We start from the raw sequence: 23,984 nt of genomic DNA, 5'->3' as shown, positions 1-23,984 counted from the left end.
CCCTCCACGATCCGGTTGCTGAGCAGAATGAACGCGACCAATATCGGCAAAATCGAGATCATCAGCGTCGCGCCGATCGCGCCCCAGTCGGTCGTGTACTGCCCGACGAAGTTCTGGACGCCGACGGTGAGGGTTTTGTATTTTTCGGAGGAGATGAAGGTGTTCACGAAAATAAATTCGTTCCAATTATAAATCATGTTAATAATAAACGCCGTTGATAGCACGGACGCGGTCATCGGCAGCGTGATGCTGAAGAAGAGACGGTTCACCGAGCAGCCGTCCATCACGGCAGCCTCCTCGACCTCGCGCGGCAAGGTGGTATAGAAGCCGAGCATGATCATAATCGTAATCGGCAGGTTAAACGCGACATACGACAAGAGGATCGATAGCGGATGGTTCGTCAGGTGCAGCTTTTGGAATAAGCTGAACAGCGGGATGAGCGTAGAATGCACGGGAATCATCAGACCCAGCATGAACAGCCCGAGCACGAGCGACTGCAGCTTCCACTTCATCCGCGTGAGCGCGAACGTTACGAGGCTGGCGAGCAGGACTGTGGCGCCGACAGAGACGACCGTCATCCAGACGCTGTTCCAGAAGTAGCTGTCGATATGCCCCAGCGTCCACACCTTCTGATAATTTTCCCAACGGAACTTCTCCGGGAAGGCGAAAGGCGCCAAGTTGAAAATTTCCTCATTATTTTTCAAAGAGAATAACAGCAGCCACATGAGCGGCACGAGCTGGATGATGGCGACAATCGTCAGCATGGCGTACAAAAGGCCGTAGCCAATTCTTCCCGCCAGTCTGCCGGGTGAAGCGAGCGCCTGAGGTTTGGATTGGACTGTTTCCATGTGCATCGGGTTCGGCAGCCCCTTTCTTTTAGGAATATTGGATGTCGTCTTTGGACGCCGTCGCTTTGCGAATGAGCCATGTCACGACGAGGCAGATCAGAAGCAGGAAAAAGCCGATCGCGCTGGCATAGCCGAAGTCGTAGCCTTTGAACGCTTTGCGGTACATGTACGAAGCCATCACTTCGCTCGAGCCGTTCGGTCCGCCGCCTGTCATCACATAGATCAGGTCAAAATATTTCAAAGACCCGACGACCGCCAGCACGACGGTCACTTTCATGACCTCCGCGATCAGCGGGAGGCGAACCGATACCGCGATGCGCCATGGGCTCGCGCCGTCAATGCGCGCCGCTTCGATGAGCGAAGACGGGACATTTTTCAACGCCGCGTAGTAGATCAAAATATAAAACCCGGCATACTGCCACAGAATCGGCAGAAAAATCGCGTAGAGCACGATAGACGGATCAGACAGCCATTCCGGTGTATGCGTAACCCCCAAGAACGACAGGATATGATTCATAACCCCGTTCGTCGGGTGGAATATTTTCAACCATAATTGGGCGATCGCGACGGAGGAGAGCAGCATAGGAATCAAATAAATTTTGCGGAACACGTTCGCTCCGCGCAGATTGGCCGACAGCACGAGAGCGACCAGCAAGTACACAAGCAAAGCCAGTGTCGAAAACACAGCCAGCAAAAACGAATGCTTCGCACTGCTCCAAAACAGCGGATCACGAAGCAGCTCGATATAATTATGCAAACCGATGAAGCTCATTTTGCCGACGCCGTCCCATTTCATCAGCCCGTAGTAGCCCGTCATGACGATCGGCATATAGATCAGGGCCAGCAGCAGGAACAAGGACGGTATGACATAGAGCGCAATCATGGACTTGTTGGACATCACTTTATCCATCGCAGGCACTTCCCTTTCTTCTTCCGATATAGCAAAAGGACATACCGCTCGCAAGGGATATGTCCTTTCGCGTATCGTTCGTATTCGGCAGGCGGCGGTTGGCTGTCAGCTATTTGGCTTCTTTCGCCAGCGCGTCCTCATGATTTTTGGCAAACACTTCCGGCGTCACCGCTTTGCCGAACAACGCCTGAATCATGTTCAGGTGCACCTCGGCGGAAGCCGGCTTCATCTGCACATCCGCGAACAACGTGATGTTGCTTGCCTTGTTCAGCTCGTTGAGCAGGTCGATGTACATTTTCGGCAGGTTCACTTTGGATGTATCGACTTTCGTTGCCGGAATGACACCCGCTTCGGTGATCGCGTGCTCGCCCCACTTCTGCACGAAGAAGGAGACGAATTTCTTGGACTCTTCTTTCACCTTCGAGTTGTTCGCGACGAACAAGCCGACGCCCGGACCGCCAACCCAGCTGTCCATGTTGCCTTTGCCACCGTCTACCGTCGGGAATTTAAAGAATCCGATCTGATCCTTGAACGCCTGCGGCACATCCTTGTTTGTCGTGTAGTTCGGCAGTTCCCACGTGCCCATCATGTACATCGCGGCTTTGCTGTTCATGAATTCGGCTTTGCCTTCATCGTTGCCGAGACCGTTGAAGCCTTTATTGAACGCGTTCATATCGACAAGCTGCGAAATTTCCGAAGCGGCGCGAACGAGGCTCGGATCATTAAAAGATCCTGTGCGATCGATCGCCTTTTTCAGCGTTTCCGGTCCGCCGATACGGTCAGCGAGGTACATGTACCAGAGGGACCCTGTCCAGCGGTCCTTATTGCCGAGGGCAATCGGTGCGACGCCGCCTGCGCTCAGCGTTTTCACGATATTTTTAAATTCATCGTAGGTCTTGGGCGGGCTCAGGTTATACTTGGCAAAAATCGCTTTATTGTAATACACCGGCACGATGTTCAGCTCTACCGGCAAACCGTAGGTTTTGCCGCCGAACGCGTAAGCATCCGTGGTGCCTTTGACGAACTTGTCTTTGAGATCGCCTTGCAGCAGGTCGTCCAGCGGCGCGAACATGTCACCTTTCACATACGGATCCATGTATCCGGCAGCCCATGTGAAGCCGACATCCGGCAGTGCGTTCGACGTCGAAAGCACCTTCATTTTATTTTTATACTGCTCGTTCTCCAGCACTTCTTGCTCAATCGTGACGTTCGGGTTCAACGTCTGATATTCTTTAATGATATCGTTTACAATTTTGTTTTGCGTAGCGGAATTACCGGCCGGCCAGAGGTGCATCATCTTGATGGTGACTTTTTTAGCGGGTTGTGCACTTGCGGCGTCGGTTGCTTTCGCAGTCTCCGTGGCAGCTGTCGTTGCGCCTGCGCTATTTGTGGAACTGGAGCTCGAGCTGGAGCACCCCGTCAATGTCATCGATAGACCTAGCGCTGCCGTCAGCGACCATGTAAGCGTTTTTCTAACCATGTCTTGTTCCCCCTCAATCAATTGTGTGCTACGTGATTTATTGTAGCGCTTACATTGGGATCGCAGGGAGTAACAGCCATCGGGAAATGTTCCACTATTTTGAGGTTTCGGTGGGATCCTCGATTGGCGTCTTCCCGTCCTGCGCGGTCAGCTTCCGGTATTGATTTGGACTCGTCCCCTCGTACTCCTTGAACAATTTGATAAAATATTTCGAGGTCTGATACCCGACCTGCTCGGAAATGTCCGCAATGGTCAATCGCGTCTGCAGGAGAAGCTCCTTGGCCTTCTGAATCCGGCTCCGTGTGACGTACTCGCTGAATGTAATGCCGGTCTGCTCTTTGAACAGCGCGCTAAAATAGCTCGGATTCAGGTGGATATGACCGGCCACCTCGCTCATGCCAAGCGGCTCCTGCAAATGCTCCTCGACGTATTGCATCGCCTGACGGACTGGAGCGCTGTAGATTTTCTCCTCCGTCTTGGCTTGCATGAGCAGGGGATCGACCATCTTCTCCATCGCTTCCACACGGCCGCGCTCTTCTTCGATGCGCAGCGCCTGCTCCACCGCTTCCAGCAGCCGTTTCTTCTGCACAGGTTTCAGCAAGTAGTTGACGACGCCCAGCTCAATGGCAGTTTGGGCATACTCAAAATCGGGATGGCCCGAGATAATAATGGCCACAGGTTTATGACCGAAGCTCCTCGCGCCTTCGACAAGCTGAAGCCCCGACATTTCCGGCATGCGAATGTCGGTGATGAGCAGATGAACGTGACGCGTTCTTAGCACCTCCAGCGCTTCCGATCCGCTTATGCTGGTGAGTATTGTATAGCGTCCAATCGACCACGCTTCCAGACTTTTGCGGATGCCATCCCGGGTTAGCGGTTCGTCATCTACGATAAGAATGGTTTTACCGGATGGAATCATCGTCATCCTCCTTATACATCGGTATGTCAAAGCTTACGCTCGTTCCTTGCTGCGGGGCGCTCGTGACGGATAATCCCCGGTATGCGCCGTCGGCGGCTTCCGGGTAGTAAAGCTTGAGGCGCCGCTGGACATTCGCCATCGCCATGCCTTTACCTCTACCGGTCGGGGTATCGGCTCCACCGCGATCCATCGCCGTTTTCAGCGCATGCAGCGTGTGATTGTCCATCCCCGGCCCGTCGTCGCGAACAGTGACGCGTAGCTCTTCGGGACGTTCGGCGGCCGGTTCTACGCGAATTGCGACCAGGCCTTCGCCGCTTTTGCCCTCCACCCCGTGCAAAATCGCATTCTCCACCAGCGGTTGAATAAGCAGCTTCGGGATGTGAACGTTGCTGTAGGCGTCGTCGCAATCGATTTCCCAGGCAAGGCGCGAGCCGAAGCGTACGCTCATGATGCTGAGATACCTTTTGATATGCTCCAGCTCATCGCTCATCGTCACCCATTCATCCTTGTTCGGATTCCCGATCACGTACCGGAACAAATCGGACATCGCGACCACGAGATCGGCCAGCTCTTCCTCGTCTTTGTCCTGCAAAGACCAATACAGCGCTTCCAGCGTGTTATACAAAAAATGCGGATCAATCTGCGCCTGCAAAGCTTGCAATTCCGTCCGACTCTGGATGATTTCCTTCTCGTACACGAGCTTGATCAGCCGGTTCATGTTGTCCACCATCTGGTTGTACGTCATGTTCAGGTCATTCAACTCTGTCGTATACGACTTCGTCAAATTCGGCGTCAGCACCCCTTGCCGCGTGTTCCGCATCGCGCGCATGAGCCGGAGTATCGGCCGCGTAATCATCATGGAGAGCACAAAGGACAGCAGGATAAAGAGGAGAAGCCCGATCGCCCCGGAGACGATAATCGCCCAGCGCAGTACGGAAATCCCGTCGGAAATATCGCTGACCGGATATAGGATCATCAGCGTCCAGTCCGTCTGCTCGGAGGGCTGCTTGACGAGCATGTACCGCTTTTGCGCGAGGGTCACTTGCTGGGCGTCGCGCTGGAGCAGTTCCTTCGTGTCAATGCCCTCGGGACCGACAGGAACAATCGAATTGCCCGCGCTGTCCGCAAGCAGCATCAGCTCCTGGTAGCCGGTGTCCGACAGCTTGCTTTGCAAATCAAAATAGCTGCGATTCATCCGCACCATCAGGTAGCCGCCGTTCGAGAACCAACGGTCAATTAGATTGATGCGGCGAATCGCCAATACCGAACTGGGATCCGCCGGATCGCTGCCGATCCAGACTAGCCGACCTTTTTCCTTGTCGGCTTGGGCAATCCACTGCGGCGGGATACGGTCCGTCAACTTCGTCTCGTCCAGCGGGAACATCCGCGCGTAGCTCGTCGAGTACAGCTCGACACTGGTGACGCCGCTGTACGCCTGGATGTGGTTCGCTATTTTCATCAGCGCTTGGCGCTCGCTGAAGCTCACCGGGTTGCCCTGCACCGCAGCGAGAAAAAGCTGCTGCAAATACGCATCATTCACCGCCTGCAGGGTGAGCGTATCGATCTGCGTGATAAGCGCTTCCAAGCGGCCGTTCGCTTGGGAAGCGATTTGTTTCATCTGCGCCTCCGCCTTCGTGTTCAACAGCGTCGACACGGAATTATACGTGACGATTCCCGCGCAGACGAGAACGATCATCATGACGGACACAAATCCGGCCAACATCTGATTGCGCAGCGTGTTAAATTGGGCGACTTTTTGCCACATGCGGCGTTCCCCTCTTTGCTTCGATAGATAGGCATGTCATTTATGACTTTTATGTCTTTTATGCCACATCATACTACAACGTCAGGGATCTGGCTATGCGACTTTTTCGGGAAATGGTGGGGGAAACTTCGGGAGTTTTTTCTTAAAGCCCTTTCGGGGATAGGCCGAATACTGGCATAAAATCAAAAAGCCGCGATATACGCGACTTTTTGGGTATGGATCATGTCTAGATGATTCTCTTTAGGAGGACTCCGTCATTTGCAAGAGCTCGCTAACCGTTACAAGTTGATAACCATCTGCGGTCAATTCCTTTGCCAAAATCCGAACGGCTTCGATCGTTTGGGAGCGATCTCCAAAGCCATCATGGAAGAGTAAGATGCTTCCGCATCCGATCTGCGCTCGGGTTGCCTCCAGAATATGTGCCACACCCGGCATCTCCCAATCCCTGGCACTTCCGCTCCGTGCACCAATGACCTGATACCCGAACTTGGCCGTCTGCGTGTGAACTTCCGGGTTGTAATCCCCGTAAGGAGGACGCATGACGACGGGCCGGGTTCCGGTTATCTGTGTAATTAAGCCGTCCGTAACAAGAAGCTCCCGCTCACATTCCTCCAAACTGATTTGGGTCATAAACGGATGGGAATAGGTATGGTTCCCAATTTCATGTTTCCTGACATGGACATCACGCGCAGTCTCAGGATACAGTTCGATTTGTTTCCCCATCATAAAAAAGGTAGCTCGGCCGCCAACTTCGTCGAAAATATCCAATACTTGCGGCGTATACACCGGGTTAGGGCCATCATCGAAGGTAAAAGCAATCGCTTTGCGGGTTGTTGAAACTCCTTGAATGATTGTCATGTGCACAGCTCCCTCTTACGGCAATACCAGCTTCAACTCTCCAAATGCAGATGTGTTCGACCAGTTATTGGATGTTCCTGCCCATACCGTCTGGCTCACTCGGCCGTTTCCATCGTCCTCGTCATTGTTCGCCACATCGAAGCCGATCATCATTCCGACGGACGGCGTAATGCCGAGTGAACTCCACGGGATCGCCAGCTCTACACTGTAGCCTCCCGTTACCGGAGCCCAGGCATGCTGTACGCCGGCCGTGCGGCTAGCCGCCTCGAATAGCGTACTGTCGTTCCATCCTTTGATAAACTGCCGGTCATAACTGTCATAAGTCGAGCCCTGGTTATGGTTGCCGTCCATATAAATCTCGACGGAATCGTCGGAATACGGCTCCGGCGAATTGTTGTACAGATCTCCGTCGTAGACGATAACACCGACATACAAGTTTTGATCATCCCATATTACACCAAATTGCGTAGAATTGTTAGAGCTTCCGATGACGTTTTTGTTCACTTGCTTCGTAATGGACCACGCCGTTTCGTTCAGCGAGCCATCGACGAGGATGGTGGCGTTCGTTTTGGCAACAGGAAGCAGCGTGTAGGACGCATCCATCGTGACGCTGACTGCGTTGCTCGCCGCCGATATATTATTTTCTGCATCTTTTGCTTTTACAGTAAAGGTGTAGCTTATTCCCGGCGTTAACCCGGTGACCGTATAGGTCGTCGAAGTAACGGTAGCTACTAGATTTCCACCGTTATAAATACTGTATCCCGCCACGCCCACATTGTCCGTAGAAGCCGTCCAAGCCAAATCCGCGGTCCGGTCCGTATGCGAAGGCGACGTCAAATTCCCCGGGGCTGTCGGAGGCTGCGTATCCCCGATGGAGACAGAGGAAAGCTGCAGACTGCCGAAAGCGGACGTATTCGTCCAGTTATTGTTCGTTCCGGCCCACATCAACTGGCTCTCCCGGCCGGTTCCCGTATCAGTGTCATTGTTCGCGACGTCAAAACCGATAGTCACTCCGGCAGATGGGGTAAGACCGAGCGAGCTCCAAGGAATCGCCAGCTCCACGCTGTATCCGCCTGGAATCGGCGCCCAGCCATGCAGCACACCGCTTGGCATCACTCTCTGCAGCCATAGCGTACTATCATTCCAACCCTTGATATACTGCTGATCATAGCTGTCATACGTCGTGCCCTTATTGTTGTTGCTGTCGATATAGATTTCGACGGAATCATCATAATAAGGTTGCACATTGGTATTGTATAGTTGACCATCGATGACTTTGACGCCCACATACAAATACGTATTGTCCCAGAGAGAACTGAATTCCGCCGTATTATTCGGAGTGCCAACGATCGCTTTCTTCACCTGCTTGAACGTGGTCCACCCTTGTTCGTCCAGCGTTCCGTCAACGATAATTGTGCTAATCGTCTTCTTCGCTTGATACAGATACGGGTCTGTCGTGACGCTAAGCGAAGCGCTTGCTCCTGATACGTTGCCTGCTGCATCCTTTGCCTTCACGCTGAACAGGTAGCTCGTATTCGCCGTAAGGTTGGTTGCGGAATACGTAGTGGTCGTTGTTGTTCCGATCAGGGCTGAACCTTGATATACTTCATACTGAGTGGCGCCGATATTGTCCAAGGATGTGTCCCAAGCCAAATCTGCGGTAGTTTCACTCTCTGACACGAGGCGCAAATTCCCGGGAGCCGTCGGCGGTGCGAAATCCCGATCATGAACGATTTTCACATTGTCAAACTCAACACTCGTTTTGAAGGCATAGAGGCCGGCTTTTCCCGAAGTCAGACTCGAATCCGTAACGGATAATTCTTTAAACCCATTCACATAGAAATCGAGTGTGCTGTTGTTTAAAACCGCTGTGAAGGCGTACACTTCATTCGTTGTCATCGTATAATTTTTCGCAGTCAGGATCGTGACCGCCCCGTTCACCGATTTGCCAATCTGCAATTTGCCAGCTTTAATGCGGAAATAGTAAAAATTGTTCGGATCCTGATAACGGGCCGTAATACCGGCTGCCAGGTCGATATCATTTTGCGTAAGTTTGATGTTCGTTTCTACGCTGTAGTTGGTATACGTACTGGTATCGACGGTACTGAACGCATTCGTCGCTAACCAGGAACCTTGCTTATAAACCTTCGATCCGCCTGATGTTACGACAGTCCACGTACCGTTCGCAGGGGTCCACCCATCCGCTACCCCATCCTGGAAATCGTCGCTGAAAGCGAGCGTTCCCGGGCCTGTCGCTGTCGTTGCAGCTAGTAGATTGCTCGCTGTCGATGTGCTGCCCGCACCGTCCGAGGAACGAACGGTAACCGAGTACGTTTGGTTCGGCAGAAGTCCTGTGAGTGTATACGTCGTGCCTGATGCAGCAGCCACCTGTTTGGAGCCTACATAAATGTTATATCCGACGACACCAGCGAGATTCGATGGCGGACTCCAGCTCAGGCTGAGGCTCGTAAGCGTCGCCGATGTCATGGTCAGATTCGTCGGCGGTGCCGGCGGAGGCGCAGTCGTCACACTCAGAGCATTGCTCGAAGCCGAGAGATTGCCCGCTCCATCTTTGGCTTTCACTGTAAACGAATAGGCGGTGTTAGGCGTTAAACCGTTTACGGTATAAGATGTGCTCGAAAGCGTTGTCGTGGCACCAACGTATACGCCTCCGCTATAAATATTGTAGCCTGCTACACCGGTGTTATCGGTTGAAGCCGTCCAAGACAAGTTAACGCTCGTAGATGTTTTCGATGGAGATGTCAGGTTCGAAGGCGCTGTCGGCGGCTCTGTATCGGTTCCTTCACTCATCAAAGTGTCACCGTAGAAAACACCGGTTCCGTTCGTTCCGATATAGACACGTCCCCACGTTTGACGGTCGCCTTCCATCGTGTTGGCTTCAGCGCCAATTGCCGGATCGGCTACGTCAATCTTCACCCAGGAGGTGCCGAAATCATCGGAGCGGAAAATCCCCACGGTGTTATCCACCTTACCATATACGAATACTGTGGGATCCGGAGAACCTAGCTTATTTTTACCAAAAGCAAACAATGTCGCCTGCTGCACATTCGGCAGCTGCGTCCAAGAATCGCCGGCGTTGCTGGAACGCCAGAGGCCTCCACCGTCCAGACTGACCCATACTTCGCCTGCCTTACCCGGCGCAGTCTTGACGCTGAAATAGGCAGGAATTTTCGTCGGTGCTTGCGGCATCGTGGACGCCAGCGTCCAAGACGCGCCGCCATCTGTACTGCGGAATAATTTCCACGTTCCTCGTTCTAACAGATAGAACGTATTGTTGTTGACGCGATCCGACGCCAGCGGCTGGTACCAAACCCAGAAATCGTGCACGGTTCCGGATGGTGCGCCTGTGCTCGGGTTCCATGTTTGTCCCCGATCGGTTGAATAGATCGGACTTCCGCTCTGCGGGACCCAGACCATCGTCTCGCTGCCGGCGGATACGGCGATGCGGCCCGCTATGCCGGGCGGATTGGGAAACGCCGTCCAGGATGCCCCGTTGTTGGTGCTGTACCCCCCACCGCCTGAACCGGCATAACGAGTCGAACCTACCCGGGCGATAAAGTTCGGATTACTCTCTTGAAAATCGATGGATACCGTATCGCCTAGCGACGGGCTGCCGAATTTACCACTTGGAAAAGTCGTGAGTGAGGTGTGGCGCATACCGTCGACATCCGCATGCCCGCTCAGCAGCGGGGCACCGATGGGTGTGCTGCGTAGTGCGAACGTCACCACTTCTTCATGGCCCTCCTCATACGTATACCAATGGGATGGAGTTGCCGTGATGTCGTCCGTACGCCATGTGCCGTAGAAGTCGGTTAACCAGACACGATTCGGAAAATGGGGATCGATCGTCACAGTCGAGGTATTCGCTGCAAACCAATTACTCGTCCACCACGGAACGTTCGGGTGTTTAACGAAGGTAACCTGCGTCCAGTTCGTCCCTCCATTAACCGACCGGTAGATCGGCGCCGGAGTGTTCGAGCCGTCCTCAATGGCCGTCATAATGATGTTCGGGTTCGTTGGATCTACGGTAATACCGTTGTATCTCCCCGTCGACGGAGGCGTAATGTCCGTCCATACACCGTTTGCAAATTTCGTGACGCCAGCATCATAGGTAACATACAGGGTGCCGCCATCCGCCAGAACAGCCCGCCGAGGATTAAGCGGACTTCCGGTTATCAATGACCAAGTCGTCCCGCCATTTACACTCTGGTAAATACCCGTACCTTTGACCCCGACATAGATCGTTTGCGAGGAAACGCCCGGAGAGCCCGAACTCTTGTCGAATATAACAAAATTAAGTCCGGTCGGATTCGCCCCGAGGGTCGGGAAGCTCGTCACTTGCTCCCATGAGCCTGTGCTGGCGCCGGTTGTACTTCTCCACAGTCCGTCATAGCGTGTGCCCATATAAATCGTTTGACTGTTGTTCGGGTCTACCACAAGCCGTTCCCCTAAATCCCGTCCTGGCCCGTTGCCATAATTCCTGGGGGCAAACCCGGTGGACGTCCAAGTGGCTCCACGGTCCGTTGATTTCAGAATATCCGCAGGAGCGCCTACATAGTCGTATTTGCCAGCTGCAATGTAAACCACATTCGGATTCGAAGGATCCAGGGCGATTGCGTCAACGCCGTACAAATTGTATTTCTCTCTTGGCGTTGCATTCAGTAATGGAATCCACTTGTGATTGGCTTCATCCCAGCGTAAGGCGCCGCCGACATCGGTACGAATATAAACAAGATTCGGCTCGGTCGGATGAATCGCGATTCCGGTTACAAATCCGCCGCCGCCAATGCGTACATTTTGCCAGTTGTAAGGTTCTTGCTGAGCGGCCTTGACGGAAGTTGCCGACAATAGCAGCAGACTAATCAGAAAGAAGAGCATCATGAAACCGTGCAATTTCCACCTTTTCGAAAATGCCAAAGCAATCATTCCAATTCCCTCCCATAATGGACATCATCTTGCATGACTTACCGCACTGATCCCCCCTTTCTCTTAAAATGGCAAAGAAGAAGCGGCAGCCTGCGCCGCCTAAGCGCTGCCAACAGACTGCCGCAATGTTGTTGTTATTTACGAGTGGTTGCGTACCAAGCGTTGATTTCGTCGTAGCTCGTTTGACCGCCGGCTTTTTTGAATTTATCTGTAAAAGCATCGAATCCCGTCAGCTGTTCACCGCCGACAATGATTTTAATGGCATAATCGTTGACCATTTGATTCAGCTGCGCATTATCCTTCGAGTAATTCGGGAAGTAAGGCGCGAGTCCTAGCGGATTTTTCTTGAACACTTCCGGCTTTTGCAGCTTGTTCAGAAACTCCCAGCCCTTGTAGAGCCGATCATCTTTGCGAACGCGAGCCTGCCAGTAGATCGGATATTTCATTTCGTCGATGCCGGTCAAGTAGTTGCTTGCCGAACCTCGCTCGTCATTGAAAATCGGCAAGATCGGGAAATAATTTCCGTCTTTAACCGTATGGTGCGTACCTTCCACGCCAATCGCCATGTTCTTGAACGTATCTGGTTCCAGCTTGGCATCCATCCACTTGACCGCATCTTCCGGGTGTTTGGATGCTTTAGGAACGAAAGTCAGCCTATCAAATCCGGAGGACTGTGCCAAGCCTGCCTGGCCGTTCTTGCCTGTCAGTGCAGGAATGTACGCATAGGTGGCTCCTGGAATGTTCTTCTTGAGCGCATCGTCGATCGTTGGAATGTCGGCCCAATGCAACACGATGACACCCGCCTTGCCGTTCGTAAACTTCTCTTTCACGGTTGCGTCCTTATTGATGGCGAACTCTTGATCCAGCAGCCCTTGCTTGTAAAGATCGTTCATATATGTCAGATATTCTTTGAACGCTGGATTCATAGCACGGGGAATCAGCTTCCCGTCCACATCGTTCCAATCGTTCACCATGCCGAAGGCGCCGATGAGATTGTCGACCATCGGAGCGTCCCCTTTAATCGACAGGGGCACGTTCTTAGCGCCGTTGCCGCCAGGATCCTTCTCCTTGAACGCCTTGAGGACAACCATCAGCTCATCAAGCGTCGTCGGAACATTTAGCCCGACCTTATCTAGCCAATCCTTACGGATCAGCAGACTCGTGCCGACGGATTCGAGGGTACGCGTTGGAATCGCATAAATTTTCCCGTCGACTTTGGCCATTTCCAGCGTCTCTTTGGACAACGCCGCTTTGATATTTTTGCCGTACTTGTCGATGAGCGGAGTCAGATCGACAAGCGCGCCCTTTTTGGCATAATCGGCATAGATCGCTTTGGAACTGCTGTCCCCGCCCGTCGAGACGATATCGTAAGGCTCGGAAGAAGCAATCAAGAGATTAAGTTTGTCTTCCGGCTTATCGACCGGCAGCGCTTCGTAATTCACTTTGTAGCCTGTCTTCTCCTCCAGCATCATGGCAATCGGGTCTTTCGCGAAGTTCGGGCCCAAACGCATAAGCGCTTTCAATTCAGGCTTGGGGCCGGCATTGGTTGGCTGGGCGGACGGTGCCGGGGCACTGGAGCTTTTCTCACCTGCGCTGTTTGAGCCGCAAGCAGACAGAAGCATCAAGCTGACCGCAACAGGGAGCGCGACCCATTTCATCGTTTTTTTCATCTGTTAAACCCTCCTATGTATGTTGTGCAATTTATCATTAAGCAGCGGGACGGATTCCGCCGGCGTTAATGCAGCATTAACCTTTGACGGAACCGATCAATACACCCTTAATAAAATATTTCTGAAGGAACGGATAGACGAGAAGGATGGGGATGGTAGACGCCACGACGGTAGCGGCCCGGATGCTTTCCGGCGACATATTCATCAGATCATCGGCCGACTTGTTAAGCGCGTTCGCCGTATCGTTCTCCATCACAATATCGCGCAGGTGCAGTTGGAGCGTTTTGAGCAAAGGATCGCTAATATAGAGCATTGGACTGAAGTAATCGTTCCAGAAGCCGACCGCATAGAACAAGGCAATTGCAGCGAGAACAGGCATGCTGAGCGGAAGAATGATACGGAACAGAATCGTATAGGTTCTCGCCCCGTCTATCCGCGCCGATTCTTCAAGCGCTTCGGGAAGCCCTTCGTAATAGCTCTTGATTACCAGCATATTGAACACAGAAATCATGGACGGCAAGATGAGCGACCAAAGATTGTTAAGCAAGTGCAGCTCACGGATCAACAGGTAATTCGGAATGAGTCCTCCGTTAAACAGCATCGTGAAGACGAATAAAATCATGATGCCTGAGATGCCGGGCAAATGACGCTTGGAAAGCGGATAGGCTGTGATGGCTGTCACCAAGATACTTAGTAGTGTCCCTACGGTTGTCACAATAACCGAAATGAGGAAAGCCCGGCCGAATGCGTGTGAGGTGGCGACTTTGACAAGCGTATCGAGCTGAAAGCCGACCGGCAGCAGGTTCACCCGTCCCGAGACGAGCGCCCAATCCGAGCTGACGGATTTGGAGAATACGTGGATCATGGGCAGTAAGGTCATCAGGCCTAACACGATCATGAAGCCATAGACGAAGATGTCCAATACCCTGTCACTGCATGTTTTTTTACGGATATGCATGTTCGGCCTCCTTACCAGATCCCACGGTTCAACAGTTTTTTGCTCAGCCAGTTGCCGGATACGACGAGAATGAATCCCACGACCGAATTGAAAAGACCGACTGCAGTACTGAAGCTATAGTCCATCTTGCCGAGACCCATTCGGTAGACAAAGGTTCCGATGACGTCGCCCGATGCGTAGACCGTAGGGTTATACATCGTTAGAATCTGCTCTGTTCCCGCATCGAGCACCATGCCAAGACGAAGAATGAGCATCAGAATGATCGTCGGCATGATGCCGGGAAGCGAGATATGCCACATTTGCTGCAGCCTGTTCGCTCCGTCGATCGAAGCCGCCTCGTATTGCTCCTGCTCAACACTGGCGAGAGCGGCGATGAAGATGATCGCGTTCCAGCCGATCTCCTTCCAGCCTGCCGTGAACACGACAACGCTGCGGAATACGTGGTTTTCCATAAAAAACCGTATGGGTTCGCCCCCAAGCCATTGGATGACCGCATTCACGAGCCCGTCGGAAGGAGATAAGATCGTCATGAACAAGCCGGAGATGATAACCCAGGACAAGAAGTGAGGCATATAGATAATCGTCTGGATCATCCGTTTGAACGCTGGGAACCGAATTTCGTTCAACAGCAACGCGATGAGGATCGGTATCGGGAACAGCAGGACAATCTTATATACACTGATGAGCAATGTATTCATGAACACTTGCATGAATTCCGACGATTGCATGAGCTTGCGGAACTGCTGGAGTCCGACCCACTCGCTTCCCGCAATTCCGTCAAAAATATTGTAGTCCTGAAACGCGATCAACACGCCGTACATCGGTGTGTATTTGAATAGCAGCAGCAAAAGCAATCCAGGCACCAGCAGCACGTAGCTATCGATATTCCGCCATACCTGTCGCCATCTGCCTTCACGCTTGCGCGAAGCCTTGACCTCCCCTGCCTTTCCTTTCCATTGTGTGATAAGCTCGCTCATATTGTGATTGCACCTCCTGCACTTATGGCTTCATTGTACCTACAGGAGGGTGCGTCATGTAGAGGGCAATCCGACACTTTCTAGTCGTATCCTACTTAGTTTGTTCTTCTTTCATTGCCTTGAGGCGAACAACCACGACAGTGCCTTCGCCTAGACGCGAGAAAACCTTCAGTCCATAATCGGAACCGGCCAGCAGCTTGATGCGCTCGTTCACATTGTATAGACCATATGAACTGCCGCTTCCTTCGGCATGGAGCAAAGGGCGGGATGTCGACAAGAGACTGGAGGCCAGCTCCTCCTCCATGCCGATCCCATTATCTTGGATGGTAATCTCAAGCACGTCGTTACGCTGCTCCGCGTGAATGCGGATACGCCCGGTTCTGCCCTTGTTCTTGCGGATACCGTGCAGCAGCGCATTCTCGACGATGGGTTGCAGCGTCAGCTTCGGAATGACGCACCGGCTCGCCTCCGCATCCGCTTCAATGACGAACTCGAAGGTGGAAGGGAAGCGGTTCTGTTGAATCTCCAAATAAACTCTGGCAAGTTCCAGTTCATCCGATACGCAGACATGATCCTTCCCCTTGTTCAAGCTTAGACGGAAATAGTCGGACAGACTCTCGATCAGGTGGCTGATATCGTCGGCTTCGCGGGAAATGGCCAGCCAATTGATCGTATCCAACGTATTATAGAGAAAATGTGGATTAATCTGTGCCTGCAGCGCGCGAAGTTCAGCCTCCCGCTCCTGCATTTTCGAACGGTAGGCCTCCTCCATCAAGTCCTTCACCCGATGCACCAAATGATCGACAACTCGCTCTAGCAAACGAAAGTCGCCGCCCCGCTCCTCCAGCCCTTCGACGCCTTCTGTGCGGATCGTTTTGACGACCGACTTGATTCGACGGTTCATCCCATTAATAATGAACGCCATAAACATAAAGACGAGAATCAGAAACATAACCGTCATGCCGGCGACCGTCGCGATGCCAGACCACTGACTTAACGTGGTCGTGCGGTGCGTCAGGCCGGATTTGGGCACTTCAAGCACGAGCTGCCAATCCGCAGCCCTGATGGGTGCACGCACCTCAAATAAGCCCACACCGTTCTCTGACCGTTCAAGGATGCCTTCCTTGGAGTCACTTGCGAGCGCAACCTTCGTGCCAATCAACGATTGCTCCGGGCTGTAAAGAATCGTCCCACTGCGATCCACGATATAGACGCGGCTTTGAGCTGGAAAATCTAGCTCGGAAATGATGTCGGCCACCATCTTCTCGGGAACGTCAAGCATCAGCACACCGAGACTCTGATCGAAATTTCGCGGGTGCCTCAGCAAACGGGCGCACGAAAGAATCCGTGCCGGGCCCGAGTCCAGATAGTTTTCTTCGTAGATGCCCGTCCACACGATGCTGCCGCCCGCATTTATGATCTCTTTGTGCCAAGGGCGATTGGTCAAACTGTCCAGCGGAAAAAGATTCAATAAATCAAAGCCGTATAGATTACCCGAATCGGTAAACACACGTGCCCTGACGATGTCGGGTGCGGCTTGAACCGATTCAAGCAGATTGCGCAGCTCCTTCGACTGCGCGATGCGCTCGATGATTGGCGCAGCAGGATCCAAATACTCATACAGCTTACGGTTCATGAACAAAGAATTGGATGAATTCTGCACATAATTAAGCCGTGAGCTTAAATTAATCCCTGCCTGCTTCAGTGTCTGCTGCATGGTCTGGGTCACTTCTTCCTGCAAAATCCGGGAGGATTGCTCATAATAGATGAACAGCATGATGCATACCGGCAGAAAGATCATCAGTCCGTAGGCGAGCATCCACCTCCGGGCCGCCACTACGCCTTCCCACAAATTGGAGGCACGGATGTTCCTTTTTTGCAAGACCCCTCTCACTTGATCAGCTCCTTTTGCATGGAAAACCTTCTTAGTCTTATTGCTGATCCCGGTAAGCGCTTGGCGTAAGTCCGGTTATCTTCTTGAACAGCTTGCTGAAATAGCTTGGATCCGTGTAGCCGACCAGCTCGCACACTTCATAAAACTTGATGCGGGGATCCCGAAGCAGCTCCTTGGCTTTCGAGATGCGAACCTTCATCAAGTATTCGTAAATCGTCTCTCCGGTTTCCTGCTTGAACAGTAAGCTGACATAGGTTTGACTAAGATAAACGCTAGCCGCAATCTCTGCGATAGTCAGGTTTTTGGCGTAATGCTCGCTAATAAACTTCTGGATCTGTTCGATGACATTACTCGTACGTCCACTCCTCTTCTCCTGGATCCAGCAGCAGATGCGATAGAGGTAATCGCTTACAAAGGTCTTCAACTCCGCCATCGTTTCCAGCTTCAAGAGCCGGTCCAGTGTCCAAGCTTCCTCCTCTTCCTTCTCGGGGGTAAGCAGATGAAGGTCCAGCAGCAACCTGCCGGCGAGAGCGATCATTTGCAGTCCGACCTGTCTGCCGTACTTGAAGCCGTCCTTGCGAAATTGCGCCAGCGGCTCGAGAATGCTGTCCATCTCCAATTCCAATCGGTGCTTCTCTCCTGATTTCAGGATGGACACCAATCGCTCACTTTGACTGGCATCGAACCGGACCGGACTTGCTGCACCAATGTCCAAACTGTCCATCGTGATCACCTGATTCTTGCCCATGTACCATTTTTGGTCCGCCGCGTCGCGGGCATGTCGAAAGGACGCTGGCAGCATCCGGATCGACTCCGCGCGTTCGCCAACCCCAATCGTAACGCTGATATTCAGCCAGCGCCGCAGATTATCGCGGATCGACTCCGCCAGCGAAAGCAGCGTGGCCTCCGGGTCTTCCAGTTGCTCGTCAAGCACCAACAGCCCAACGTATTCAGCGGCTCTGTTCTCGAAAGCATACCCGTGCCAATACTGATCGATCAGTTCTTGCACGACGTTCAGAAGCGAGTACGACAATAGCTGCTTGTCCCTCTCCGTACGGCTGCCGAGCACCTCTTTTGAATCATCAATGGCGATCACGAGAACGAGATAAGGCGTTTCGAGCGGCAGTTCCAGATTGAGAAACGCAGCCCTTTCCTGCAGCACTTCCGGCTTCGCGTCCCCGTCTTGGATCAGCGCCATCAAAAATTTCTCCCTGAGCAGCGGCATACTCTGTGTCAGCTTTACCTCCATGTCCTTGAGCCGTTGCCGCTCCTTCTCTTCGGTGCGCAAGTCCCGCAGGACACCTTCGATGACCTTATGGAGTTCAGTTCGTTTGACAGGCTTGAAAATATAATCGGCTGCGTGAATCTGCAAGGCCGACCGCAATAGGCTCGCTTCATTGTGGCCGCTTATAAATACAATTTTCGTCCCGGGGAGCCGCTCCCGAACTTCCCTCGACATGCGAATGCCATCCATGACCGGCATCATCACATCGGTCAACACGATATCGGGCTTCACCTGCTCGATCAGTGCAAGCCCCGTATCTCCATCGTCCGCTGTTCCCGCGAGGACAATTCCATAATTGCTCCAATCGACGAATTTGCTGAGCCCTCCTCGGACAGCAGGCTCATCGTCGACAATGACCAGTTTATACATAATGCCTGTCTCCTTATTAGAAATTGACGGAATAAATACAAATGCACAAATAGCTTTCGCTGTTGCTCCAGTGCGCGTGCGAACCCATTTGTGCATATGGCTTGCGATCCAAATATGGATTTTTTTACTTCTATTATAAAAGGTTTCGGGAATTTGCAGCAGGGGGAATCCTACTTTTTCTGGTGGAATGTGACTGTTCTGTCCGGAAAATATTGCAGAGGTACACGCCTTAAAGTGACTACGGCAGCTCAGACCTCGTACGTAGAAAGGCAGCTAAGGGGAATACTTGCCGATATGCACAAAAAAACGCAAGGCCCCAGGCCTTGCGTCCATCCTATCGCGCGAAAGAAGGTTGCTGCTGCGAAACCTTGCCGCTGACGATTTCAATATATTCGACGTCGATCCCTTCCAATGAAGGGCCCACAAAAATCTTCGTATGTTGAGCTGCAGCCAATGCAAATCCGGCATTGTCCGCCTCGAGAGCAGGCCATCCGCCTGTATGCCCGATGTCTTTGCCCGATCCGACGGTACGGATCTTCGAACCTCGTGCACGTTTAATCATGTCGAATCCCCTCCAACTAAACTGCGAATCGTGGCTAGCAGATCGTCGTTGATCGCAACAATCTCTTGCAGCCGGGATGCATCCAAAACCTGATTGCCGGAGAAATGAACCGAAAGCACATGCTCCTTACTTAGAGGATAACACAAGACGTACACATGAGCAATCTCCCTGCGGCTGAAAAAACTCCAATCTCCCGTATTAAAAACTTTCAAGACGATGATATGATCTTCATGCCTTTTGCCGTCGTTCGCATTGAGCGGAAACTTCTTGCCTCGGCCGACATTGCCTCCAACATGTGCCAAATATTTCTCGTCGATTTTCTTCCAAAGGGCTGCACCCGTAGAGCGGAAACCCAGCGGCGCCAAGATGGAATTGCGAATAGCCTCCGCATAGGCTGTGTAGCGCTGGTTCGCATCGGGGATCGCCACGTTTTTCAAAAACTCCCAAAAGAAGTACAGCACGCTGTCCTTACGCTGAATGACCTTGTCACGCTCGGCAAGGATGTCATTGCGCTGAGCGAACAGCCCTTCTCTGGCGATCGCATCCAATATTTTGCCGCAAGCGACGTCCACCGCGGAAACAAGCCGCTCATTATCCGTATAGCGAAGCAGATTCAGCCCTTCCAGATCGGAAGGAAGATGAAACGAAGAGGGCCCTTCCTCATCCGAGGCCACCGGAACGGTGCGCGGAATCAGGCAGAACACGCGGCGCTTGCCGAGCCTGCCCCAGAATAATCCCATTTCAAACAGCGTATTATCCCGGGTAATAAACACGAGTTCGCCGCGAATCCGGGCAACGTCCTCCGCTGCAAATATAAACACGCCGAAGTCATTGTTATCCAGCTCCCGATCCAGCGCATCCATCGTATAATCATTGGCTCCGAACGTTCCGGCATACCAAGGATTCACATGAGCTGCCACCTCAAGCTGCTCGGCAACAGCTCGGGCATACTTGATCGCTTCGCGGGAACTTCCGATAAAAACGCGCGGCTTTCTATTCACGGTCATCGATTCGCCCCTCAACACATAGAAAATGACTGCTATTCTATTAGTATACAGGCCCTTTCCATACATTGGAAAGTGTTTTTCGTTCTAGTCATTTATGGAGGGAAGAGCGTTCATGGTGTTGAATACAGTATATTCAGGAAACGCCGGAAGGAGATAGCCTATGTTTGAGTTTTTATTCGGCCTTGTTGTATTGCTTTTCCTTGCGCTTCTACTTTCGACTCATCTCGTTATTTCCAAGCTACAGGGGCATATTTCCATTCATATTGCGATCATGCTCACCGGATTTCTACTGATGATTCTATTAGCAAGTTATTATGTATTTTACCAAAAGCATAGCCTGGAATTTTTCGCATATTCAAATTATAAAAAGCAAGCCATACATTACGCTAAACAATATGATCCTGCTCATCGATATGAATTTATCGGTATAGAAAATCAAGGGTGTCAGCTAATGGTGGGCTGTAGTTATATTGTAAGATTAGAATCAACATCTAGCGGGGATAAGTTGGATATCTTGTTTATCAACGGACGCCTGGCTCCGATCGCCCGTCCTAGTAAGGATGCATGATGCAACAAAGGAACACGCTCCCTCGCATGTGACACGTGGATGGCTAACGGTTGTCATAGTGCTTATTTGCCTAAAAATTGCCTCTTTCCAACGCTAACGGTTGCCACAGCGCCTATTTGCCATAAATCCAGCAATATCACGCCAAATTCGTAGAAATAGCCTCCACTGTAACCGTTACGTGCTGGGATGACGTCTTTTGAGTGAAATAAGTGCTGTCACAACCGTTACAGCCATTTGTCGCTTGTCGCTTGCCGCTCATCACTCATCAATCGTCATTCGTCACACTTCAAACGTCACTCTTCAATCGCCACCCGCCGACCCATCCCAATAAACGAGTTCTCTCATTCAATTTCGAGAAATACCGTTTCGAGCGCTGCACAGCAAATAAATCCCCCTGCCTCAGGGCAAGGGGACCACGCGTCTATTCATGCCGATAAAAAAAGTTCGGCAGCTTCACTTCGTTCGCATAATGCCCGTGAAAAATATGCGTCGTCGCCGGCGACAGCGGCGGAATAAGCCACGTCCAGTCGCCGGTCACCACGCGGCCGCTCTTCGCTTCGTTGTCCTCGAAGCGCCCGAACTGCTTGGCCGCGGTATGGTGGTCGACGATGGCGACGCCCGCCGCTTGGAACGAGTGCAGCACGGCGACGTTCAGCTCGACCAGCGTGCGGTCCTTCCACAGCGTCGCATCGCGCCGCGTGTCGAGGCCCATCGCTGCCGCCAGGCGCGGCAGCACGTTGTACCGCGCCTCATCGGCGAAGTTGCGCGCGCCGATTTCCGTGCCCATGTACCAGCCGTTGAACGGCGCGGCGGTATAAGACAAGCCGCCGATCTCGAGGCGCATGCTCGACACGATCGGCACGGCGTACCACCGCAGGCCGAGCGCATCCACGGCCGCGAGATCCGGGTGCGTGATCGGCACCTCGAGCACGAGCTCCGGCGGAATCTCGAACAGCCGCGGCGACCGGTCGCCGATCTGCACGAGCAGCGGCAGCACGTCGAACGGCGTGCCCGCGCCCTGCCAGCCCAGCGCCTGACACTGGCGCGTCAACGCCACCGATGCCGGATCGCCGACGACGGTGCCGTCTTCCATCGCGTAGCCGGCGTAACGCAGCAGCTGCTCGTTCCAGATGCGGAACGGCCCCACAGGCCCCTCCACACGTTCAGCCCCAGCGGCGGGGAACACCGTGATGATCGGGCGGATTTTGCCCTTGTTCGTGGCCGTCTCGATGTGGCGCAGCAGCGCCTCCGCCATCTCCTCCTCGGTCCGTACATGACGCGCGTCATGCACCTTGAGCGTGTCCCAGAACAGCCGGCCGATGCAGCGGTTGCTGTTGCGCCAGGCCATTTTGGCCCCGTGAACGAGCTCTTCCGAGGTGTGGACATACGTGCCGTTATGCGCAATGTCCTTCGCAATCTCGGCAATCCGGGCTTCCGCCTCCGCCTGACTGCGGCCCAATTCACCGTAGCACTCCTGAATAAACGGAATGGCCAGCGCTAATTGTTGATCCTGCACTTTCATTATCGTCAAACTCCAATCATCGTACGCTAAACTGGTCGGGAATGTAAGTGATGTTGGAGATGGCCACAATGGTCAGCTCCTGCTTCACCTCGTCGTACTTTACCGCATCATCGACCACGTAGAACCATAATTTACGGGTAGGCGCATCGACAAACTCCTGAAAAACAAACACATTCAGCTCGTCCTTCCACTTCAAGAGCTCCGTGACCGCCGAAGGCTCCACTTTCACCGTAAACGTCCAACGATCCCCCTCCTGCTGCCACGCATAAGGAACCGGCTGCTTGCCGGTATCAATAAACGCCCTGCCCCCGACCGCATGCTTGACCAAAAACGTTTCTTTCATCTCCGCCGTCCCCTCCTTATGGCAAATCGATCAGCATCAAATGCGTATCTTCAGTTGCACGAATCGTCAGCACCGACTCGTTCTGCATCCGCGCGCTGTCTTTCGCCCGCAGCTCCGTGCCGTTCACCGTACAAACGCCGCTCACCAGCATAAGAAAAATACGGCGATTCTCTCCCTGCTCAAACACGAGCTCCTTCCCCGCGTCCAGCTTGCTGAGATAAATCCGCATATCCTGATGAACTTTTGCGATATGCTCGCCGCCCTCCGGCGTCACGACCGGCAGCAAGGCGTTGCGCATCGCCTCAGGTTCGTATTTCACATTTTCAAAAGACGGCGTAATCCCGCGCTTCTCGGGCATGAACCACAGCTGAAACAGACTCAGCGGCTCCGTCTCCGACGCGTTGTACTCCGCATGAATGACGCCGGTGCCCGCCGACATGCGCTGCACGCCATCCGTCCCCGTGATCGCCACGTGGCCGAGGCTGTCTTCGTGTTTAATCGCTCCCTGGAGCACGATGCTGACAATTTCCATATCGCTGTGGGGATGCGGGCCAAAACCGCGTCCCGGCGCAATATCGTCGTCATTGCAGACGCGCATGACCCCGAAGCTCACATTATTTTCATCGAAATAGTCGCCGAACGAAAAACTTTTATGGCTCTGCAGCCATCCCAAATCGCTTGAATTGCGCGTTTCCGCAGGGAAAACTTGAATCACAGCAATCGCCTCCTTCTATTGTATGTCTAGCTTATCACAACCAATAGAGGGACTTCCATGTCTAGGGCAGTCAGAACGATGCCAAAACATTGACGGAACGGTGGCAGAATCGTGGCGGATACACGCTAAAATGTGAAAGCACAGGATAAACGGCTCCGCTTTTGCCAAGCGATCGTCGCCCAGTCCTCCGAACCCGCCTCCTGCCAGTACCTGAACTGGAAAACCTCCCGTTCATTTTCACCTATTCACCGTTTGGGGAATCTCAACTGGAAAACCTCCAGCTTATTTCGCCCAAAAACCGCCCCTTCCCCAAAATCGGTCGTATAGACTGGAAGAATTCCAGTTCAAACGGTCAATTCTGCGCAAAACCCGGAATTAAACTGGAGG

18 protein-coding genes are annotated in these 23,984 nt (G+C 52.8%); 1 reads left to right on the top strand and 17 read right to left on the bottom strand.

Features of this window, described 5'->3' with window-relative positions; all coding sequences use genetic code 11:
* The 14 genes from EJQ19_RS16720 to EJQ19_RS16655 all read right to left on the bottom strand — a co-directional run.
* The coding region (locus EJQ19_RS16720) for a carbohydrate ABC transporter permease (protein ID WP_241242947.1) at positions 1–848 on the bottom strand (848 nt) is incomplete at its 3' end.
* A gap of 28 nt (positions 849–876) precedes the next feature.
* A complete protein-coding gene (locus EJQ19_RS16715) occupies positions 877–1,758 on the bottom strand; it encodes a carbohydrate ABC transporter permease (RefSeq protein WP_126142382.1) in 882 nt (293 codons plus the stop codon).
* A 109-nt stretch (positions 1,759–1,867) separates the two neighbouring features.
* Complete coding sequence (locus EJQ19_RS16710) at positions 1,868–3,238, bottom strand: extracellular solute-binding protein (protein ID WP_126142381.1); 1,371 nt, start codon at positions 3,236–3,238, stop codon at positions 1,868–1,870.
* Positions 3,239–3,332: 94 nt separating this feature from the next.
* Complete coding sequence (locus EJQ19_RS16705; protein ID WP_126142380.1) at positions 3,333–4,157, bottom strand: response regulator transcription factor; 825 nt, start codon at positions 4,155–4,157, stop codon at positions 3,333–3,335.
* Positions 4,141–5,922, bottom strand: coding sequence for a sensor histidine kinase (locus EJQ19_RS16700; protein ID WP_126142379.1), 1,782 nt, complete (start codon positions 5,920–5,922; stop codon positions 4,141–4,143). Before EJQ19_RS16700 ends, EJQ19_RS16705 begins: the two co-directional genes overlap by 17 nt.
* A 240-nt stretch (positions 5,923–6,162) precedes the next feature.
* Entirely contained in the window at positions 6,163–6,780 is a 618-nt protein-coding gene (locus tag EJQ19_RS16695) for a polysaccharide deacetylase family protein (RefSeq protein WP_126142378.1), read from the bottom strand.
* 15 nt (positions 6,781–6,795) lie between these two features.
* A complete protein-coding gene (locus EJQ19_RS16690) occupies positions 6,796–11,727 on the bottom strand; it encodes a sugar-binding protein (RefSeq protein ID WP_126142377.1) in 4,932 nt (1,643 codons plus the stop codon).
* Positions 11,728–11,861: 134 nt separating this feature from the next.
* Positions 11,862–13,397: an extracellular solute-binding protein gene (locus EJQ19_RS16685; protein WP_126142376.1), complete on the bottom strand. Its 1,536-nt coding sequence runs from the start codon at positions 13,395–13,397 to the stop codon at positions 11,862–11,864.
* Between the two features lie 76 nt (positions 13,398–13,473).
* Positions 13,474–14,355, bottom strand: a complete 882-nt coding sequence (locus EJQ19_RS16680; RefSeq protein ID WP_126142375.1) for a carbohydrate ABC transporter permease — start codon at positions 14,353–14,355, stop codon at positions 13,474–13,476.
* Positions 14,356–14,366: 11 nt separating this feature from the next.
* Entirely contained in the window at positions 14,367–15,332 is a 966-nt protein-coding gene (locus EJQ19_RS16675; protein WP_126142374.1) for an ABC transporter permease, read from the bottom strand.
* 91 nt (positions 15,333–15,423) lie between these two features.
* Positions 15,424–17,226 (bottom strand): sensor histidine kinase, encoded by a 1,803-nt coding sequence (locus tag EJQ19_RS16670; RefSeq protein ID WP_126142373.1) that lies wholly within the window; start codon positions 17,224–17,226, stop codon positions 15,424–15,426.
* A 37-nt stretch (positions 17,227–17,263) separates the two neighbouring features.
* Positions 17,264–18,880 (bottom strand): response regulator, encoded by a 1,617-nt coding sequence (locus EJQ19_RS16665; protein WP_164716585.1) that lies wholly within the window; start codon positions 18,878–18,880, stop codon positions 17,264–17,266.
* A gap of 334 nt (positions 18,881–19,214) precedes the next feature.
* A complete protein-coding gene (locus EJQ19_RS16660) occupies positions 19,215–19,442 on the bottom strand; it encodes a hypothetical protein (RefSeq protein ID WP_126142371.1) in 228 nt (75 codons plus the stop codon).
* Complete coding sequence (locus EJQ19_RS16655; RefSeq protein WP_126142370.1) at positions 19,439–20,449, bottom strand: TIR domain-containing protein; 1,011 nt, start codon at positions 20,447–20,449, stop codon at positions 19,439–19,441. Before EJQ19_RS16655 ends, EJQ19_RS16660 begins: the two co-directional genes overlap by 4 nt.
* A gap of 160 nt (positions 20,450–20,609) precedes the next feature.
* Here EJQ19_RS16655 and EJQ19_RS16650 point away from each other — a divergent pair, with 160 nt between their 5' ends.
* Entirely contained in the window at positions 20,610–21,017 is a 408-nt protein-coding gene (locus EJQ19_RS16650) for a hypothetical protein (protein ID WP_126142369.1), read from the top strand.
* Between the two features lie 421 nt (positions 21,018–21,438).
* Here the strand turns inward: EJQ19_RS16650 and EJQ19_RS16645 are convergent, their stop codons facing one another.
* Genes EJQ19_RS16645 through EJQ19_RS16635 form a run of 3 tightly spaced genes read right to left on the bottom strand, consistent with a single transcriptional unit; the run spans position 21,439 to position 23,597 of the window.
* Positions 21,439–22,539, bottom strand: coding sequence for a nitric oxide synthase oxygenase (locus tag EJQ19_RS16645; RefSeq protein ID WP_126142368.1), 1,101 nt, complete (start codon positions 22,537–22,539; stop codon positions 21,439–21,441).
* Positions 22,540–22,555: 16 nt separating this feature from the next.
* Positions 22,556–22,882 carry a hypothetical protein gene (locus tag EJQ19_RS16640; RefSeq protein ID WP_126142367.1) on the bottom strand — a complete coding sequence of 109 codons (327 nt, stop codon included), beginning with the start codon at positions 22,880–22,882 and terminating at the stop codon, positions 22,556–22,558.
* Between the two features lie 16 nt (positions 22,883–22,898).
* Complete coding sequence (locus EJQ19_RS16635) at positions 22,899–23,597, bottom strand: pirin family protein (protein ID WP_126142366.1); 699 nt, start codon at positions 23,595–23,597, stop codon at positions 22,899–22,901.
* Positions 23,598–23,984: the final 387 nt, after the last annotated feature.

This window comes from Paenibacillus whitsoniae, from assembly GCF_003955665.1.
Lineage (GTDB): Bacteria > Bacillota > Bacilli > Paenibacillales > NBRC-103111 > Paenibacillus_E > Paenibacillus_E whitsoniae.
Note: the sequence above shows the minus strand (reverse complement) of the source record. Positions and strands in the feature narration are given on the sequence as shown.

Bases quoted from the DNA above. Each gene is read 5' to 3' on its own strand.
- EJQ19_RS16715 (WP_126142382.1), bottom strand. From the start codon at position 1,758: ATGGATAAAGTGATGTCCAACAAGTCCATGATTGCGCTCTATGTCATA.
- EJQ19_RS16710 (WP_126142381.1), bottom strand. From the start codon at position 3,238: ATGGTTAGAAAAACGCTTACATGGTCGCTGACGGCAGCGCTAGGTCTA.
- EJQ19_RS16705 (WP_126142380.1), bottom strand. From the start codon at position 4,157: ATGATTCCATCCGGTAAAACCATTCTTATCGTAGATGACGAACCGCTA.
- EJQ19_RS16700 (WP_126142379.1), bottom strand. From the start codon at position 5,922: ATGTGGCAAAAAGTCGCCCAATTTAACACGCTGCGCAATCAGATGTTG.
- EJQ19_RS16695 (WP_126142378.1), bottom strand. From the start codon at position 6,780: ATGACAATCATTCAAGGAGTTTCAACAACCCGCAAAGCGATTGCTTTT.
- EJQ19_RS16690 (WP_126142377.1), bottom strand. From the start codon at position 11,727: ATGATTGCTTTGGCATTTTCGAAAAGGTGGAAATTGCACGGTTTCATG.
- EJQ19_RS16685 (WP_126142376.1), bottom strand. From the start codon at position 13,397: ATGAAAAAAACGATGAAATGGGTCGCGCTCCCTGTTGCGGTCAGCTTG.
- EJQ19_RS16680 (WP_126142375.1), bottom strand. From the start codon at position 14,355: ATGCATATCCGTAAAAAAACATGCAGTGACAGGGTATTGGACATCTTC.
- EJQ19_RS16675 (WP_126142374.1), bottom strand. From the start codon at position 15,332: ATGAGCGAGCTTATCACACAATGGAAAGGAAAGGCAGGGGAGGTCAAG.
- EJQ19_RS16665 (WP_164716585.1), bottom strand. From the start codon at position 18,880: ATGTATAAACTGGTCATTGTCGACGATGAGCCTGCTGTCCGAGGAGGG.
- EJQ19_RS16660 (WP_126142371.1), bottom strand. From the start codon at position 19,442: ATGATTAAACGTGCACGAGGTTCGAAGATCCGTACCGTCGGATCGGGC.
- EJQ19_RS16655 (WP_126142370.1), bottom strand. From the start codon at position 20,449: ATGACCGTGAATAGAAAGCCGCGCGTTTTTATCGGAAGTTCCCGCGAA.
- EJQ19_RS16650 (WP_126142369.1), top strand. From the start codon at position 20,610: ATGTTTGAGTTTTTATTCGGCCTTGTTGTATTGCTTTTCCTTGCGCTT.
- EJQ19_RS16645 (WP_126142368.1), bottom strand. From the start codon at position 22,539: ATGAAAGTGCAGGATCAACAATTAGCGCTGGCCATTCCGTTTATTCAG.
- EJQ19_RS16640 (WP_126142367.1), bottom strand. From the start codon at position 22,882: ATGAAAGAAACGTTTTTGGTCAAGCATGCGGTCGGGGGCAGGGCGTTT.